We start from the raw sequence: 16,118 nt of genomic DNA on the forward strand, positions 1-16,118 counted from the left end.
TGGTGTGCTGAAATGGCTAAGACGATCCTGATCTGTGACGACGATCCCACGCAACGCCGCCTGATTCAGGCCGTGCTGGAGCGCGAGGGGTTTCACGTCCTGCATGCCGAAAACGGGCCGCAGGCCTATGACCGGCTGTCGACAACCTCGGGCATCGATGCGGTGATCCTCGATCTGGTCATGCCGGGGCAGTCGGGCATCGACACCCTCAAGGACATCCGCGCCGCGGGCATCCGCACGCCGGTGGTGGTGCTGACCGCATCCGGCGGCATCGACACGGTCGTCAAGGCCATGCAGGCCGGGGCGCAGGACTTCTTCATCAAGCCCGCCTCGCCGGAACGCATTCTGGTCAGCGTCAGAAACGCCCTGCAGATGGGCGACATGGTCGCGGAAGTGTCGCGCCTCAAGAAGCACGCCGCCAACCGCACCTCGTTCGACGATCTGGTCGGCGCGTCACCGGCCATGACCATGGTCCGCCGTCTGGGCGAACGCGCCGCCAAGTCGGGCATCCCTGTCCTTATCCTCGGCGAAAGCGGCGTCGGTAAGGAACTGATTGCGCGCGCCATCCAGGGGTCGTCGGATCGCGCGGGTAAGCCGTTCGTCGCCGTCAACTGCGGCGCGCTGCCGGCCAATCTGGTCGAATCGATCCTGTTCGGGCACGAAAAGGGCTCGTTCACCGGCGCGTCGGACAAGCACCTCGGCAAGTTTCAGGAGGCCCATGGCGGTACCCTGTTCCTCGACGAGGTCGGTGAACTGCCGCTCGACATGCAGGTCAAGCTGCTGCGCGCCTTACAGGAAGGCGAGATCGATCCGATCGGCTCGAAGCGCCCGGTCAAGGTCGATGTCCGCATCATTTCGGCGACTAACCGCAATCTGGCGGATCAGGTCAAGGCGGGCGCCTTCCGCGAAGATTTGTTCTATCGTCTCAATGTCTTCCCGGTAGAGGCGCCGTCATTGCGCGAACGCCGCGAGGATATTCCGGCCCTGATCGAGCACTTCATCCGCCGGTTCAATATCGAGGAGGGCAAACGCGTCACCGGTGTCGCGCCGGACGCTTTGCAACTGCTGTGCGGCTACGACTGGCCCGGCAATGTGCGTCAGTTGGAAAACACGGTCTATCGCGCCATCGTCCTGTCTGACACGCCGCACCTTCAGGCCTACGACTTCCCGGCCATTTCGGGCCAGAGCCTGCCGGTTTCCACCGCCCTGCCGTTGTTCACCGCGCCTGTGCCCCCCGTCATCGCCGAGCATCAGGCGGCGATCAGCCAGCTTGAGGCGATGGATGCCGGCATGACCGATCAGCCGGTGAAGATCCTTGATGGTGCGGGCCACCTGCGCAAGCTGGAGGACATCGAGCGCGACCTGATCGAGCACGCCATCAGCGTCTATGCCGGTCATATGTCCGAAGTCGCCCGCCGTCTCGGTATCGGCCGCTCGACCCTGTATCGCAAGGTGCGTGACTGCGGCCTCGAAGGTCTGGTCAAGGAAGTGGGCTAGGCTTCGTCGGAAGACTCTGGTGTCTCTCGGTTGGCCTTGTCCTTCACCTTCTTGCGGATTTCGCGCAGCTTCTGCCCTTGCAGCAGCGATAGGGTGCCGTTCATCGCGCCCTTGTCCGGATCGGCGAAGGCGCGGCCATAGGTTTTTACGCGTTCGGTAACGCCGTCGATGAAGTCTGATTCCCAGTCCGACAGATCGACTCCGGCCTCAAGCGCGGCTTTCTTCGCGCGTTCCAGCGCGCGGATCGTCTGGCGTTGCAGCGTTTTTTTCTGATCGAGCGGGGAAGGGAGCGCGGCAGGTGCGGCGGGTTTCGCTTTGAACCCGGCTTTCGATTGCAACGGCTTTTTGGTCTGAAGCGGTGTCTTTTGCCGCAAGCCTTTTGAAGGCGTTTTCGATTTAAACGCCATCGGTTAGGCCTGAATGTACGGGCAGGCGGCTCATCGGGCCATCAAAGGCGCTCAGATAGCAAAGATCAAGCTACATTATACCTCCCCGACTTGTCGGGGAGGGGGGGCATCAAGCGTAGCGCAGATGGTGGTGGGGTTTCTTGCTTACTTAAATCCCGCCGATGGCCGACAGATAGAGGTCGAGCAGCGCTTCTTCTTCCTCGCGCTTGACCTTGTCCTGCTTGCGCAAGCGCACGACCTTGCGCAGAATCTTCACATCGAAGCCTTCGCCCTTGGCCTCGTCATAGACCTCTTTCAGGTCGCCGGAGATGGCGGCCTTGTCTTCTTCCAGACGCTCGATGCGCTCGATGATCGTGCGCAGGCGGCCCTGGGCGGCAGCGGTGATAACGTCGGGGTGCTGATCGTCGGCCATGGCAACTATCCTTAATGGGGTATGTGGCGGCACCATAGCCGAAGCGAATCGGTCGCTCAATGCAGGGTGATTCGCGCTGGATTCGATTGCTGTGGATAGAAATCGAGCGTCCGGCCAACAGAAAAAGCGCCTAGAGCAGGGCTCCAAGCGCTTTTTAAACTGTAAGCATCCCGAAGGATGGCTTCAATTAGCCTTGCTTGGCCTTGAAGCGCGGGTCGGTCTTGTTGATGACATAGACCACGCCCTTGCGGCGCACGATCTTGCAGTCCCGGTGACGGGTCTTGAGCGACTTGAGCGAGCTACGGACTTTCATGGTCCCAACCTTTGTAAAAAATGTGCCTGAGGCCCGAAGAAACGCTCGACCCGAAAGGGAAGCGCCACTGACAAGCCGTAAGTGAGGCGCGGTTCCTACGCGAACGAACGGCCCAAGTCAACAATCCGTGACAGGGTTTTTGCAGATTTTCATATCGATGTCATTTTTAGACTAGTTTAAATTATAAACTGGTTTAAATGTGGCGTGAATTGGATCGCGGACCGCCGGAGGAGGGCGGAGGCTTATGAGTGCTGAATATACCAACGGGGGGCGCTATCACGCGCTCGATGCCGTGCGCGGCGGGGCGTTGTTTCTCGGTGTCGCCCTGCACACGACGCTCGGCTATATGGCGCCGCATATCTGGATCGTAAACGACACGGCGGTCGAGCCGGGGCTGGGGGTGATGTTTTTCACCATCCATATGTTCCGTATGAGCCTGTTCTTCCTGCTGGCTGGGTTTTTCGCGCGGCTGCTGTACCAACGCTACGGCGCGAAAGCCTTTGCTATGAACCGCCTCAAGCGTATCGCCATGCCGCTGGCGGTCTTCTGGACACCGGTGCTGGCCATCATCATCACCCTGCTGATCATGGCCGCGTTGAAGGCCAATCCGGAACTGGCGTCGAAGCCCGCTGCGCCACCACCGCCCCTGACGGCGGAGACCTTTCCGCTGACGCACCTGTGGTTCCTCTATGTCCTGCTGATCCTCTACGCGGTGTTCGTGCCGTTGCGCGGATTGTTCGCCTTTATCGATCGCGGCGGATCGCTGCGTCGGGCGGTGGATGTGGTGTTTGGACTGGCCATCAAATCGGGTCTGAGCCCGCTGGTCTTTGGTCTGCCGCTGTTCCTGATCCTGATGGCGCAGCCCCAGACGTGGATGTACTGGTTCGGTATCCCGACCCCGGATAAGGGCCTCGCCCCCAATGTTGTGGCGCTGGTGGCTTTCGGTTCGGCCTTTGGCGTCGGCTGGTTGCTGCACCGGAATGTCGGGTTGCTGGAGACGATCAAAAAGCAGTGGCTGACCGGTATCGTTTCGGCCATCGGTTTCACGGCCTACTGCCTGTGGTCCGAAGGCATCGTGCCGAAGTTCGACATGGCCAGCTATCCGGCGCAGATGCTCTATGCGGCAGCCTATGTGTCGGGTATCTGGGCGTGGTGTCTGGGCCTGACGGGGCTGGCCCTCCGCTTTTGGGATCGACCCAATCCGTTCTGGCGCTATGTGGCGGACTCGTCCTACTGGGTCTATATCGTCCACCTGCCGCTGTTGCTGGTCTTGCAGTATCTGGCGCTCGACCTCGACTGGCCCGCCGAAGCCAAGTTTTCGCTGGTCGTCATCGGCACGATCTTTATATCGCTCGCGACCTATCAGCTTCTGGTAAGGTACAGTTTCATCGGGACGATTCTGAACGGCAAACGCATGAAACCCGCCAGGGCCAAACTGAAGGCGCAAACCATATGAGCACGAACGAAAGTGATGACGGATTAGCGACCCGCGCCGATCTGGCCTTCGTGCGGGCGCTGGTCGATCAGGCCCCCAAGGCGCAGGGCTCGGCCGGTCTGCTGTTCATGGTCGGCGGCGGGGCCTATGGCGTTCAGTGTCTGGTCTATTGGGGTGAGATCGCAGGCTTTTACCGCTTGCCGCCACTGGCAGGGCTTTTGACGGCGATCCTGCCCATCGTCATCTTTCTGGTGCCGATGATCTGGGTCATCATCAAGGAACGCGGGCAACAGGCCGCCGGCGTCGCAACGCGGGCGATGAACGCCGCCTATGCCTCGACGGGGCTGGTCAATCTGGTGATGATCCTCGTCTTTGGAACCATCGCCACGCGCGAAAAGAGCATGCTGATCTGGCTGATCTACCCCATCGTCATCTGCGCCTTGCAGGGCGGAGCATGGTACGTCGCCTATATGATCCGGCGTAAGCTGTGGCTGATGGCCGTCGCCATCGGCTGGTTCGCCGCCGCCGCGACGCTGGGTTTTATCATCCATGACATAGGGTCGTACCTGCTGGGGCTGGCCCTGGCCCTGATCGGGCTGATGGGGGTGCCGGGCTACGTCATGTGGCGGCTGGCAAAGCGTGGATGAACCGCCAAAAATGAGTGTCCCCGGCTTCAACATCAATAAACTGGATGACGCCATCCACGGTCGCTTGCGGCTGGGGGTCATGGCCTATCTGATGGACGCCGAGGCCGCCGATTTCAACGAATTGAAAGCCGTGCTTGAGGCGACGCAGGGCAATCTCTCGGTCCACCTGCGCAAGCTCGAAGAGGCGGGCTATGTCGAGATCGTCAAGGGCTTTCAAGGCCGTAAACCGCTGACACGGGTCCATATTACCCCCGCCGGACGCAAGGCCTTCGCCAGCTATATCGAGGTGTTGTCTGGACTGGTGGATAAGAGCTGATTTGCCCCTTCATAACGTCTTGTTTACCGGATTAAGCTTGGAATTGTCGCAATTGCGAGGCTAAGCTTGGGGCCAAGCGGAAGGGAATCCTTGATGAAGCGTCGTATCCTCAGCCTGTGCCTGTTCCTCGGGGCCTGTTCGACCGCGACCAGCGTGCCGACCCCGATCGACAACGCCCCGCCGAAGCCCAAGCCGACGCACGAGGCAAAAGACGAGACCAAACCCGCCCCGACCCCAACGCCAAAACCGGCTCAGGTGACCTATGCGACCTTCGCCGACTGGCGCGCCGCTTTCGTCACCAAGGCGGTGGCGCAGGGCTTCGAGCGCACCTTTGTCGAAAATATCCTCGCCGACGTGCAGCCGCGGGCCGCGATCGTGCAGGCCGACTCGGGTCAGCCGGAATTTTCCAAGCCGATCTCCGCCTATGTGAAGAACGCCGTGTCCAATGCCCGCGTCGAAGGCGGTCGCACACGTCTGAGCGCCAATCCCGACGTCCCGGCTATCGAGGCGAAATACGGGGTGCCGCGCGAAGTGCTGGGCGGTATCTGGGGCATGGAAAGCGATTTCGGCCGTGTCCAGGGCGACATCGACGTGGTGACGGCCTTTGCGACTCTGGCCTTCGATGGTCGTCGGCGTGACTGGGCCGAGACGCAGCTCTTGACGGTTCTCACGATCATCAAGACGGGCAAGGCGACGCGCGAAGAGCTGAAAGGCTCATGGGCGGGCGCCATGGGCCAGACGCAGTTCCTGCCGGAAAACTACCTCAAGCTGGGCCAGGATGGCGACGGCAACGGCCACGTCGATATCTGGAAATCGGATTCCGACGCGCTGGCCTCGGCGGCGAACCTGCTGCGCAAGGAAGGCTGGCGGCCCGGTCAGGCCTGGGCGGTCGAGGTGACGATCCCGGCAGGATTCGACTATTATCTGTCGGAAACCGAAACGCAGAATCCGGTCTGGTGGGCCGAAAAGGGCGTTGTGCGCGCCGACGGCGGTACATGGAACGAATCGGAAAAGGCCGCACCCGCCGTGCTGATCCTGCCGTCGGGGGCCAAAGGGCCGGCGTTTCTGGCCCTGCCGAACCACTATGTCATCCGCAAGTACAATAATTCGACGGCCTATGCGCTGGCGGTCGGCCTGAACGCTGACGGCATGGCGGGGAAGGGCGCGCTGAAAGCCCCGTGGCCCGAAGAACAGCCTTTGTCGATCGCTCAGCGCAAAGGGACGCAGACCGCGCTCAATGCGGCGGGCTTCAATGTCGGCGCGGTCGACGGCGTCATCGGCGTCGGCACGCGCAAAGCGCTCCGCGAATGGCAAAAGGCCAATGGCCGCGTGGCCGACGGCTATCTCAGCTATGAGCTGGCCAACGAATTGTCGGCGAAGACGACCGGCTACACCATTCTTGGCCCGTCGTCGCAGTAATGCCGGTCGAGAACGAGCGCAAATACGTCCTGTCGCCGGATTTCGATGCGGCGCGGCTGACCGACTGGCAGGCCATCGATATCCGTCAGGCCTATCTCGACGACGGTCCGCGCCTGCGTCAGTACGGCGATACCTATCTCTTCACCTACAAGAAATGGGTGCCGCAGGCGGAAGAGTTAGTCGAGATCGAGACGGCGATCTCTGCCGACGACTTCAACATGCTGTGGCCATTGTGCGTCGAATCTATCCGCAAGACGCGCTATATAAAAGAGACCGATGACGGCGAATGGGTGGTTGATTGCCTGCGCGACGAAACAGGTGCGGTCTATTTCGTTCTGGCTGAGGTCGAACTTCAGCGCTTTCAGGTCGCGCCGGATCAGGTGCCGCTCGAAATCGCCGATGACATTATCCATGCCGTGGCGGCGAACGATAACCGATTTACCAACAAGAAGCTGGCGGACATTCTTTACGCGCGAAACCTGCTGCGTGACGTGTCTATCCTTAACAAAAAGGGTTAACCGGAAACCTGCCCTTAAGGATTAGGCCCTAGCCTGAGCGCGACTCAGACGCTTTTCAGGCCCTTTCATGTTTCAGATCATCGGTATCGTCGTCCTCTTCGGTTGCGTGTTCGGCAGCTATCTGATGTCGGGCGGCTCGATGGCGCCGATTCTGCACTCGCTGGCCTTCGAACTGATGGGTATCGGCGGTGCGGCGGTGGCTTCGGTGCTGATTTCCAACGACCTGCACACGATCAAGGGCATGGGCGGCGGCATGGGCAAGGTGTTCGGCGGCGCCAAGTGGAAGGCCTCCGATTACAAGGACCTGCTGTCGCTGCTGTTCCTGCTGACCAAGACCATGAAGTCGAAAGGCGTCATCGCGCTGGAAAGCCACATCGAAAAGCCGCACGATTCGACCATCTTTTCGCGCTTCCCCAAGATCATGAAGGATCACTTCGCCATCGACTTCATCTGCGACACCCTGCGCATGATGACCATGAACCTCGAAGACCCGCATCAGGTCGAGGACGCGATGGAAAAGCAGCTCGAAAAGCACCACCACGAAGCGCTGCACCCGGCCCACGCCATGCAAAGCGTCGCCGACGCCCTGCCGGCGCTGGGCATCGTTATCGCCGTTCTGGGCGTTATCAAGACCATGGGCGCCATCACCGAGCCGCCCGAAGTGCTGGGCGGCATGATCGGCGGCGCGCTGGTCGGTACCTTCCTGGGGGTTATGCTGGCCTATGGCCTCGTTGGTCCCTTCGCCACGCGCATGAACGGCGTGGTGGAAGAAGAGGGCGCCTTCTACAAGATCATTCAGGCGGTGCTTGTGGCCCACCTGCACGGCAATGCGGCGCAGATTTCGGTTGAAATCGGCCGCGGCAATATCCCGTCGACCGCGCAACCGTCCTTTGCCGAGATGGAAGAAGCGCTTAATAATATGCCGAACGAGTAAAAATAGATTCAGAAGCGTATTTTACCGTTTACGATTCGAATCTTCCGTAACGGAAACCCCTCTGGTCGTATCACCTGTATCGTGATATACGGGGATAAACCGGCCGCCATTTTATAGAAAATGGCCCTCTCAAGGCGTTAATTTCGCCTTATCGGTGTATTTCTGCCCAAAATAGTCGCTTTATTGTCGGTGTTGATCACATATTTGTGAAAACACCTCTTGCGGGACTCGGCCAATTTGCGTATGAATAGAGTCGGGCGCAGTTGCTAGGCGCTCTAACGTTAGAACCTAAGGATCTGGATCCATGACCTCTGAAATCGTCCGCAAGGCCCTGCTCGCCGCCGCTGCCGTCGCCGCTCTGTCGGTTGCCGCTTGCTCGAAGCCCGCTGAAGAAGCCCCGGCTGCTGAAGAAACCGTTCCGGCCGACGCTTCGGCTGACGCCTCGGCTGCTGTTGAAGCTTCCGACGCTGCCTCGGCTGCCGCCGTGGAAGCCCCGGCTGCTGAAGCTCCGGCTGCTGCTCACTAATCAATCGCGTCCTCTGGACGCGTGATTGTGAAAATTTGAAAAGGCCGCTTCCCGGGAAGCGGCCTTTTCTTCTTTTTGACATGACCCAAACCGAAACCGATCCACAACTCTATTTCGCTGACGACGGTAATCCCCGCTCGGCGCGCTTCGACGACATCTATTATTCCCTGCAGGACGGGCTGAGCGAATCGCGCGCGGTGTTCCTGAACGGCTGCGCGATGCCAGAGGTCTGGGCCGGGCGGCGGCATTTCACCGTCGCGGAACTAGGCTTCGGTACGGGGCTCAATATCGCCGCCCTGATGCAGCTGTGGGCCGCGCAGCGCCCCGAAAGCGGTCATCTGCACATCTTCTCGGTCGAAGGCTTCCTGATGCCACGGGACGCCGCCGCCAGCGCCCTGTCGGCGTGGCCGGACATGGCCCCCTTCGCGGCCGAACTGCTGGCCCAGTGGCCGCCGCAGCGACGGGGCTTCCACATCATGCGCTTCCCGCAGTGGGGCGTGACCCTGATCCTGGCCCTGATGGACGTGCGCAGCGCCTTGTCGCAATGGCAGGGCAAGGCCGATGCGTGGTTTCTCGACGGGTTTTCGCCGGCCTGCAATCCGGACATGTGGGCCGACGACGTGCTTCAGGCCGTGGCGGATAAAACCGCGCCGGGGGCACGGCTGGCGACCTTTACCGTGGCAGGGTTCGTCCGGCGCGGGCTTCAGGCAGCGGGCTTTGCGGTCAGCAAACAGCCCGGCTTCGGCAAGAAGCGCGAGCGGCTGGAGGCGATCTTTCCGGGTGAGCCCGACCTGCGTCATGAACCGCAACGCATCGCCGTGGTGGGGGGCGGGATTGCGGGGGCTTCGGTGGTGGCCGCCCTGCGCGACTATGGCTACGCCGCCGATCTGATCGACCCCGCACCGGGCAGCGGTGCGTCGGGCAATCCGGCGGGGCTTCTGACGCCGCGCCTTGACGCCGGTGGGGGCGCGATCAGCGATCTGTTTGCCGATGCTTTTTATTATGCGACGGGCCTGCTGCGGCGAGACGTGCCGGACGCGATTCTCTCCGAAGGTGTGTTGCAACGTCCGGCCAGCGACCGAGACCCGGCGCGATTCGCGAAAATTGCCGGGCAGGTGGCCTTCGATGCGCTAGACATGGGTGTCGAGGCGGCGGGACTGCGCCTGCCCCGCGCCCTGGCCCTCGATCCGCGTACGGTGGTGGAAAGCCTGCTCGGTGACATTAATCGGGTAACGAAAACTGCAGATAGCACAGAGGGTTACGATATCATCTTCATGACGTGCGGTGAGGGGATTTTTGACCTCGATCTTAGCCATTCCCTCGACCTGCGGCCCGTGCGCGGCCAGATCGAGGTGGCCGGATCGAAAACCCGCGATCCTCAGGCGCAGGCCTGGGGCGGTTATTATGTTCCCACGCCGGACGGCTTTGTCTTCGGGGCGACGCATGTGCGCGGCGATCGGGGAACGGAGGTGTGCGAGGCGGACCGGGCGCACAATCTCGATACCCTGCGCGCCGTTTTGGCCGACGAAGCCGCTGCGGCCGAAGCCGGGACGCACGCGCGCGCCGCAATCCGGGTGACGACGCGTGACCATCTGCCGGTCATGGGGCCAGTGAGCCCCCATACCTATGCCCTGACCGGACTGGGGGCACGGGGCTTCTGTCTGGCACCGCTTCTGGGCCGGGCGCTGGTGGCACAGGCGCTGGGACTGCCGTCGCCGTTGCCGAAAGCCTCGGCGCATCTGGTGCGTCCGGACCGCTTTCATGGCGGTTGACGGGCCAGGTAATCCGTCATCAAATGGCCTGAATTGGCTCGCCTAATTGGCGTCTTAAGCACCGTAAGGATATTGCGATGAAAACCCTGCTGTCATTGGCGGCGGTCGCGGCGGCAGGCCTGACCGCGCTCAGCCTTGTCCCGGCCCGCTCCGAAGCCAAACCGGAGACCCTGGCGCAAAAGGAAATGAAAAAGTGTTTCCGCAGCGACGATATCGACCGCTTCAACCCGGTTGATTCACGCACCATGATCATCGAGACCTACGCCCATCAGCATTACAAGCTTACCCTGTCCGGGGCGTGCATGGGCATCGAGGAGGCCCTGCGCATCGGCGTGAAGACGCGCAACGGCCTCAGCAATGTCTGCGGCGGCCTTGATGCGGAAATTCTGTACAATGATCTGGGGTCCGGGCGTCTTAGCCGCTGCAGCGTGACCGAGGTGACGCCGATCACGCCGGAAGAGGCGGATAAGATCGAGGGCGTGGAACCCAAGACGGCGCGCACCAACGGTGCCACATGAAAACGCCAGCGGGGGGCCCAATGGGGGTCATAGGATGGGCCGCGACGACTCTGGCCTTGCTGGGTGGTCTGAATCTGGCCCATGCCACGCCCGAAACCACACCAACACCCGAGGCCCGTCTGAAGACCTGTCTGGACGGGCATAGCCTTAACCGACGGATGGTGGTCGACAAGACGACGGTGCTGATCGAGGACGGATTTGGCCGCTCGGCCCTGCTCAAATTGTCGAAGCCGTGCCAGAATCTCGATGATCTCGACCGCATCGGCTTCGAATTTATCGGCTCGACCCAGATCTGCGGTCGTCACGACGTCAAGATTCTCTATTCGCGCTTTAACGAAGCGCCTCTGCGCTGCCTGATCGAAAGCATCACGCCGTTAAGCAAGGCCGAGGCGCAAAACTATTAGAGATAAAGCGCGTCGCGCGGGCCGTTGAGCGCGTCGGCTTCGGCGCAGATCTGCTGGATATCGTCGAAATTGAACGGCTTGGGCAGCAGGAACTGGACCCGCGCACGTCGCGCGGCGTTGAGTGCCTGACTGGCGGCCAGCGGGTTTTCGCGATTGCCAGCGGTCATGACAGCGATCGGCGTGTCGGGCGCCAGCTTGCGGTAGGCGTCGAGATGCTCCAGCGTATTTTCCCCGGCAATAAAGACATCCAGCACCAGCAGGGACCATAGATCACTGCGCAGGTGGGCCAGAGCCGCGCTGCGGTCGAGCGCCACCGTGGGGGTATAGCCCGCGCGCTCGAACAGCTTGCCGATGATCGTCGCCTGGGTACGGCTGTCTTCGAGAATGAGTACGGTCTTGGTCATGAAACGAACGTCGGCTTGCGGCTTTGGGCCGGGGAGGGCAGGAAGAGACGAGCGCGGGTAAGCTAACCTTAAGGTCAAAAGATTAAAAGGGGCTTTCGCTTTTGCGAGACGTTCCGTTTTATATATATCCGCCCGTAATGGGAAGGTGGGCGTCCCAATTCAGCCCGAATGTTTTGATAGTCACGTGAGACCGTTTCATTGGAGCCGACGGGTGTCGACCGCGGCAGGACAAGGAGTTGGCGATGGGGATGATCAGAAACAGGGCACTGGGTCTGACCGGTGCGATAATAGCCGGTCTGGGGGCGCTGGCGTTGGTGCCTCAGGTGTCCGGGGCGCAGGATGCGGCGCCTTCGGGTGAAAAGATGCGGCGGTGCATCAACGGGCCGGGGCTGGATACCCATGTGCTGGACGAAAATACCCTGCTGGTGCAGGAGAACGGTCGCAGCGGGATGCTGGTCAAGGTCGAGGGCTGCCGCCTCAATCCCTACGACGTTCTTGTGTTCGAATGGCGCGGCATGCAGCAAATCTGCGACCCGATCGATATCCAGCTTTCGGTAAAACTCAGCGGCAGCAATATCCGGACGCCGTGTTTCGTACAGACGGCGACGCCCGTCGCCGCTGAAGAGGCCAAGGTGCTGGCCAAACAGAAGTATCAGCGTACGCCCACAACCTGAAGCTAGATCATAACGGTATTTCCGTCTGACGGCAGGGATTTGAGGATCAACTGCATCAGTTGCGACTTGTTGAACGGCTTCGCGAGGCTATAGCGGGCGCCGCGTTCCAGTGCATCCTCAAGATGGTGGGTGTTCTTGGTGTAGCCCGTAATGGCGATGATCGGTACGTCCGGCCAGGTGGCGCTGATGATCTTGATGCCGGTCATGCCGCCGATACCGGGCATAATGATATCGCTGACTATGGCGTCGACGCGTGTAATCTCAAGCCGGATGAGGGCGTCCTCGATCGACGCGCTTTCGGCGACATAAAAGCCTTCTTCTTCGAGAAAATTGCGATAGATGATCCGCGCATGGGCGTCATCGTCGATGACCAGCACGCGCTGAATCGGCCCCTTGCGGCGGCGGATGCGCTCGGTCTCGGCACAGACCTGTTTCACGTCATTGAGATCGAAGGGCTTGGGCAGAAGGAATTCGACCTCGGCGCGGCGGGCTTCGTTGAGCGCCCGACTGGCGGCAAGGGGGCGTTCACGCTGACCGGCGGTCATGATCGCGATTGGCGTTGTATCCGCCAAGGCTCTGTAATCGTTGATATAGTCGAGCGTATTGTCCTCACCGATGAAGACATCCAATAAGATCAGGAAATAACGCCGGGTCTTGAGCTTATGCCAGGCATCGAAACGGTCGTGAACGATGTCGGTCTTGAAACCGGCTTTTTCAAACAGGGCGGAAACGATGCGCGCCTGAGTTTTGGAATCTTCGAGGACGAGGACAGTGTTCGGCATGGCGAGATCACGTTTTGTAACAAATCGAAACAAACCGTAGGCCCGTCAATAGTGGACTGGCAAGTGGGAAATGTTCGGAAATATACTTATGCACAGGTGTCTGTGATCACAAATTCGGAAACGTGCCGTCGTAAAATAGCCTGAATCGCGACGAATGCTGAAACATCGCAACGTAAGGGGAGGTATGGGATGCGCGGTATAATGAAGCCGTTGGCCATCGTGACGGTCATCGCAGCGGGCACGGGCGCGATGGCACAGGTGACGGTGCGGGCAAGGCCGGATGTAAAACCGACGGATCGTCCCGAAATGATGCCCAGAGACGACGCGGTGATCAAGCCGGCCTTTTGCATGACTCCGAATGATTTTCAGGGTGTGCTGTTTGTCAAATCCAATACGGTGGTTGTGCTGGCTACGCCTGCCGGTGGCATCAAGACACCCGATGCCGGTCTGAAATTTGCCTTCAGTAAAGACGGTTCTTGCGATGGCCTGATGTCGGCGGGCGAGGTCAGTCTGCAATATATGAATGGGCAACAGATGTGCCCCGGTAAAGAAGCCGTGCTGTTGTACGGTGAACCGGGCATGGCGACGAAAACGTGCCGCGTGACGCTCAAGGGACTTTACAGCACCGATAAGGTCGGTGTTATGCCGCTGGATAGCTAGCGCACTATGTCGAAACGCAGCTCGACGTAGCCAAAGGTGTGAGCGGTTTTCGCCCACAATATCGCGACAAACCAAATGAAAAAGCCCGCTCGGTTGAGCGGGCTTTTTTGTCGGTCGCGTGCCGGTCAGTCGTTGTCCATCTTGAGCGCGGCGATAAAGGCTTCCTGCGGGATTTCGACCTTGCCGAACTGCCGCATCTTCTTCTTGCCTTCCTTCTGCTTCTCCAGCAGCTTCTTCTTCCGCGTGGCGTCGCCGCCGTAGCATTTCGCCGTCACATCCTTGCGCAGGGCGCGGACGGTTTCGCGCGCAATGATGCGCCCGCCGATGGCCGCCTGAATAGGAATGACGAACAGGTGCTGCGGGATGAGGTCTTTCATCTTTTCGCACATGCCGCGGCCGCGCGCTTCGGCGCGGTCCTTGTGGACCAGCATCGAAAGCGCATCGACCGGCTCGGAATTGACGAGGATCGACATCTTGACGAGGTCGCCTTCGCGATATTCCTCGATCGTATAGTCGAACGAGGCATAGCCCTTCGAGATCGACTTCAGGCGGTCGTAGAAGTCGAAGACGACTTCGTTGAGCGGCAGGTTATAGACGATCATGGCGCGCGAGCCGACATAGGACAGGTCGAGCTGAATACCGCGACGGTCCTGACACAGCTTGATCACCGCGCCCAGATAGTCGTCCGGCGTGAAGATGGTTGCCTTGATCCACGGTTCCTCGATGTGGTCGATCTTGACGACGTCGGGCATGTCCGCCGGATTGTGCAGGTCAATCACATCGCCGTTGTTCATATAGATCTGATAGACGACCGACGGCGCCGTGGCGATCAGGTCGAGATTGAACTCGCGGCTCAGGCGTTCCTGAATGATTTCGAGGTGCAGCAGGCCGAGGAATCCGCAACGGAAGCCGAAGCCCAGCGCGGCGGAGGTTTCCATCTCGTACGAGAAGCTGGCATCGTTCAGGCGCAGCTTGCCCATCGCCGCGCGCAGGTCTTCGAAATCGGCCGCATCGACCGGGAAGATGCCGCAGAAAACGACCGGCTGGACTTCCTTGAAGCCCGTCATGGCCTGCGCGGTCGGCTTGCGCTCGTCGGTGATGGTGTCACCGACGGCGGCATCCGACACTTCCTTGATCTGTGCCGTGAAGAAGCCGATCTCGCCGGGGCCGAGCGCCTCGACATCGGTGGCCTTGGGCTGGAAAACGCCCAGCTTGTCGATCTTGTAGGTCGCGCCGGCGTTCATCAGCTTGACCTGCTGACCGGGCTTCATGAAGCCGTCGAAAACGCGCACCAGAACGATAACGCCCAGATAGGCGTCATACCAGGCGTCGACCAGCAAAGCCTTGAGCGGCGCGGTCGCGTCGCCCTTCGGGGCGGGCAGGCGGGTGCAGATGGCTTCCAGCACGTCCTCGATGCCGATGCCGGACTTGGCCGAAGCCAGCACAGCGTCGGACGCGTCGATGCCGATCACATCCTCGATCTGAGCGCGCACGCGTTCGGGTTCGGCGGCGGGGAGGTCGACCTTGTTGAGGACGGGGACGATCTCGTGATTATTGTCGATGGCCTGATAGACGTTAGCCAGCGTCTGGGCTTCGACGCCCTGCGAGGCGTCGACAACCAGAATCGAGCCTTCGCAGGCGGCGAGCGAGCGCGACACCTCGTAGGCGAAGTCGACGTGGCCCGGCGTGTCCATCAGGTTGAGGACGTAGTCCTTGCCGTCCTTGGCTTTGTAGTTGAGGCGAACGGTCTGGGCCTTGATGGTGATGCCGCGCTCGCGCTCGATCTCCATATTGTCGAGGACCTGCTCCTTCATCTCACGCGCGGTGAGGCCGCCGGTGAACTGGATCAGGCGGTCGGACAGGGTCGATTTGCCGTGGTCGATATGGGCCACGATGGAAAAGTTACGGATTTGGGAAAGATCGGTCATGGGCTGCGCGATAGCATGAACCGTAAGGCGGGGGAAGGGGCAGGGGGCGGGTAGTTAAGGACTGACCCGCTTCACCCATATGTTTACGCGTTGAATTCGCTAAGAGCCGGGTTTAGTCTTCTACAGAATTGGAGAGAGGGGAAAATAAATGCGAAACAAACATGTTGGTGTTTGCGGTGCTGTAATGGCAATGGCCTTGATCAGCACCACGGCTATGGCGGGGCCCAGGTTTTCGGAATTGCCTGCGCCGCCTCAAATCACGAACCCGTCGAAAGTCACTTTGAAATTCAAGGGGCCCGGCTATGCCTACTATCCCGAGCGCGCGAAGGACTCTATGGCTGAAGGCTGGGCGCAGATCGAATGTGTGATTCTGGATAAGGGCCGGTTGGATTGTAAGCTTTTAAGTGAAGCCCCTGAAAAGTATGGTTTCGGGAGCGCGACGCTTAAATTGTACAGGTCCGCGACAGTGGATTTTACGCAGTCGGACGCCAAGGTCGGCGACAAATTCGTTCACGTTTATAAGTGGACTATATCGTAATCTAAATGGAGGGG

20 protein-coding genes are annotated in these 16,118 nt (G+C 60.3%); 14 read left to right on the plus strand and 6 right to left on the minus strand.

Annotated features, from left to right (window positions below; translation table 11 throughout):
- Positions 1-12 precede the first annotated feature (12 nt).
- Complete coding sequence (locus PQU92_RS09520) at positions 13-1,497, plus strand: sigma-54-dependent transcriptional regulator (RefSeq protein ID WP_272747981.1); 1,485 nt, start codon at positions 13-15, stop codon at positions 1,495-1,497.
- Here the strand turns inward: PQU92_RS09520 and PQU92_RS09525 are convergent.
- From PQU92_RS09525 to ykgO, 3 genes are all read right to left on the minus strand, one after another.
- The gene (locus tag PQU92_RS09525; protein ID WP_272747982.1) at positions 1,494-1,904 is read right to left on the minus strand and encodes a hypothetical protein; all 411 of its coding nucleotides are present in this window, start codon (positions 1,902-1,904) and stop codon (positions 1,494-1,496) included. The two genes, PQU92_RS09520 and PQU92_RS09525, sit on opposite strands and share 4 nt — an antisense overlap.
- A 148-nt stretch (positions 1,905-2,052) precedes the next feature.
- Complete coding sequence (gapR, locus tag PQU92_RS09530; RefSeq protein WP_023461209.1) at positions 2,053-2,316, minus strand: nucleoid-associated protein GapR; 264 nt, start codon at positions 2,314-2,316, stop codon at positions 2,053-2,055.
- Between the two features lie 187 nt (positions 2,317-2,503).
- Positions 2,504-2,629 carry a type B 50S ribosomal protein L36 gene (ykgO, locus tag PQU92_RS09535; protein ID WP_013479043.1) on the minus strand — a complete coding sequence of 42 codons (126 nt, stop codon included), beginning with the start codon at positions 2,627-2,629 and terminating at the stop codon, positions 2,504-2,506.
- A gap of 244 nt (positions 2,630-2,873) precedes the next feature.
- On the opposite strand from ykgO, the gene PQU92_RS09540 reads away from it, so the two are divergent.
- From PQU92_RS09540 to PQU92_RS09585, 10 genes are all read left to right on the plus strand, one after another.
- Positions 2,874-4,085: an acyltransferase family protein gene (locus tag PQU92_RS09540; protein WP_272747983.1), complete on the plus strand. Its 1,212-nt coding sequence runs from the start codon at positions 2,874-2,876 to the stop codon at positions 4,083-4,085.
- On the plus strand, positions 4,082-4,711 hold the full coding sequence (locus tag PQU92_RS09545; protein ID WP_272747984.1) for a hypothetical protein: 630 nt from the start codon (positions 4,082-4,084) through the stop codon (positions 4,709-4,711). The genes PQU92_RS09540 and PQU92_RS09545 overlap by 4 nt, the downstream gene beginning before the upstream one ends.
- A 10-nt stretch (positions 4,712-4,721) precedes the next feature.
- Positions 4,722-5,027: a winged helix-turn-helix domain-containing protein gene (locus PQU92_RS09550; protein WP_272747985.1), complete on the plus strand. Its 306-nt coding sequence runs from the start codon at positions 4,722-4,724 to the stop codon at positions 5,025-5,027.
- Positions 5,028-5,120: 93 nt separating this feature from the next.
- The gene (locus PQU92_RS09555; RefSeq protein ID WP_272747986.1) at positions 5,121-6,446 is read left to right on the plus strand and encodes a lytic murein transglycosylase; all 1,326 of its coding nucleotides are present in this window, start codon (positions 5,121-5,123) and stop codon (positions 6,444-6,446) included.
- Positions 6,446-6,964, plus strand: coding sequence for a CYTH domain-containing protein (locus tag PQU92_RS09560; protein ID WP_272747987.1), 519 nt, complete (start codon positions 6,446-6,448; stop codon positions 6,962-6,964). The genes PQU92_RS09555 and PQU92_RS09560 overlap by 1 nt, the downstream gene beginning before the upstream one ends.
- A gap of 67 nt (positions 6,965-7,031) precedes the next feature.
- On the plus strand, positions 7,032-7,898 hold the full coding sequence (gene motA / locus PQU92_RS09565) for a flagellar motor stator protein MotA (protein WP_272747988.1): 867 nt from the start codon (positions 7,032-7,034) through the stop codon (positions 7,896-7,898).
- 304 nt (positions 7,899-8,202) lie between these two features.
- Entirely contained in the window at positions 8,203-8,424 is a 222-nt protein-coding gene (locus PQU92_RS09570) for a hypothetical protein (protein WP_272747989.1), read from the plus strand.
- An 80-nt stretch (positions 8,425-8,504) separates the two neighbouring features.
- Positions 8,505-10,196, plus strand: a complete 1,692-nt coding sequence (mnmC2, locus tag PQU92_RS09575) for a tRNA (5-methylaminomethyl-2-thiouridine)(34)-methyltransferase MnmC2 (RefSeq protein WP_272747990.1) — start codon at positions 8,505-8,507, stop codon at positions 10,194-10,196.
- A 77-nt stretch (positions 10,197-10,273) separates the two neighbouring features.
- The gene (locus PQU92_RS09580) at positions 10,274-10,714 is read left to right on the plus strand and encodes a DUF6491 family protein (protein WP_272747991.1); all 441 of its coding nucleotides are present in this window, start codon (positions 10,274-10,276) and stop codon (positions 10,712-10,714) included.
- A gap of 20 nt (positions 10,715-10,734) precedes the next feature.
- On the plus strand, positions 10,735-11,118 hold the full coding sequence (locus PQU92_RS09585; RefSeq protein ID WP_272747992.1) for a DUF6491 family protein: 384 nt from the start codon (positions 10,735-10,737) through the stop codon (positions 11,116-11,118).
- Here PQU92_RS09585 and PQU92_RS09590 read toward each other — a convergent pair.
- Positions 11,115-11,522: a response regulator gene (locus PQU92_RS09590; RefSeq protein ID WP_272747993.1), complete on the minus strand. Its 408-nt coding sequence runs from the start codon at positions 11,520-11,522 to the stop codon at positions 11,115-11,117. The two genes, PQU92_RS09585 and PQU92_RS09590, sit on opposite strands and share 4 nt — an antisense overlap.
- A gap of 248 nt (positions 11,523-11,770) precedes the next feature.
- Here PQU92_RS09590 and PQU92_RS09595 point away from each other — a divergent pair, with 248 nt between their 5' ends.
- Positions 11,771-12,196, plus strand: coding sequence for a hypothetical protein (locus tag PQU92_RS09595; RefSeq protein ID WP_272747994.1), 426 nt, complete (start codon positions 11,771-11,773; stop codon positions 12,194-12,196).
- A 2-nt stretch (positions 12,197-12,198) separates the two neighbouring features.
- On the opposite strand, the gene PQU92_RS09600 is transcribed toward PQU92_RS09595, so the two are convergent.
- A complete protein-coding gene (locus PQU92_RS09600) occupies positions 12,199-12,978 on the minus strand; it encodes a response regulator (protein WP_272747995.1) in 780 nt (259 codons plus the stop codon).
- Between the two features lie 201 nt (positions 12,979-13,179).
- Here PQU92_RS09600 and PQU92_RS09605 point away from each other — a divergent pair, with 201 nt between their 5' ends.
- Positions 13,180-13,638, plus strand: coding sequence for a hypothetical protein (locus tag PQU92_RS09605; protein WP_272747996.1), 459 nt, complete (start codon positions 13,180-13,182; stop codon positions 13,636-13,638).
- Between the two features lie 125 nt (positions 13,639-13,763).
- On the opposite strand, the gene lepA is transcribed toward PQU92_RS09605, so the two are convergent.
- Positions 13,764-15,566 carry a translation elongation factor 4 gene (lepA, locus tag PQU92_RS09610; protein WP_272747997.1) on the minus strand — a complete coding sequence of 601 codons (1,803 nt, stop codon included), beginning with the start codon at positions 15,564-15,566 and terminating at the stop codon, positions 13,764-13,766.
- A 148-nt stretch (positions 15,567-15,714) separates the two neighbouring features.
- Here lepA and PQU92_RS09615 point away from each other — a divergent pair, with 148 nt between their 5' ends.
- Positions 15,715-16,104 carry a hypothetical protein gene (locus PQU92_RS09615; protein ID WP_272747998.1) on the plus strand — a complete coding sequence of 130 codons (390 nt, stop codon included), beginning with the start codon at positions 15,715-15,717 and terminating at the stop codon, positions 16,102-16,104.
- The last annotated feature ends 14 nt before the right edge of the window (positions 16,105-16,118 follow it).

Origin of the sequence: Asticcacaulis aquaticus, assembly GCF_028550415.1 — a bacterium.
GTDB lineage: Bacteria > Pseudomonadota > Alphaproteobacteria > Caulobacterales > Caulobacteraceae > Asticcacaulis > Asticcacaulis aquaticus.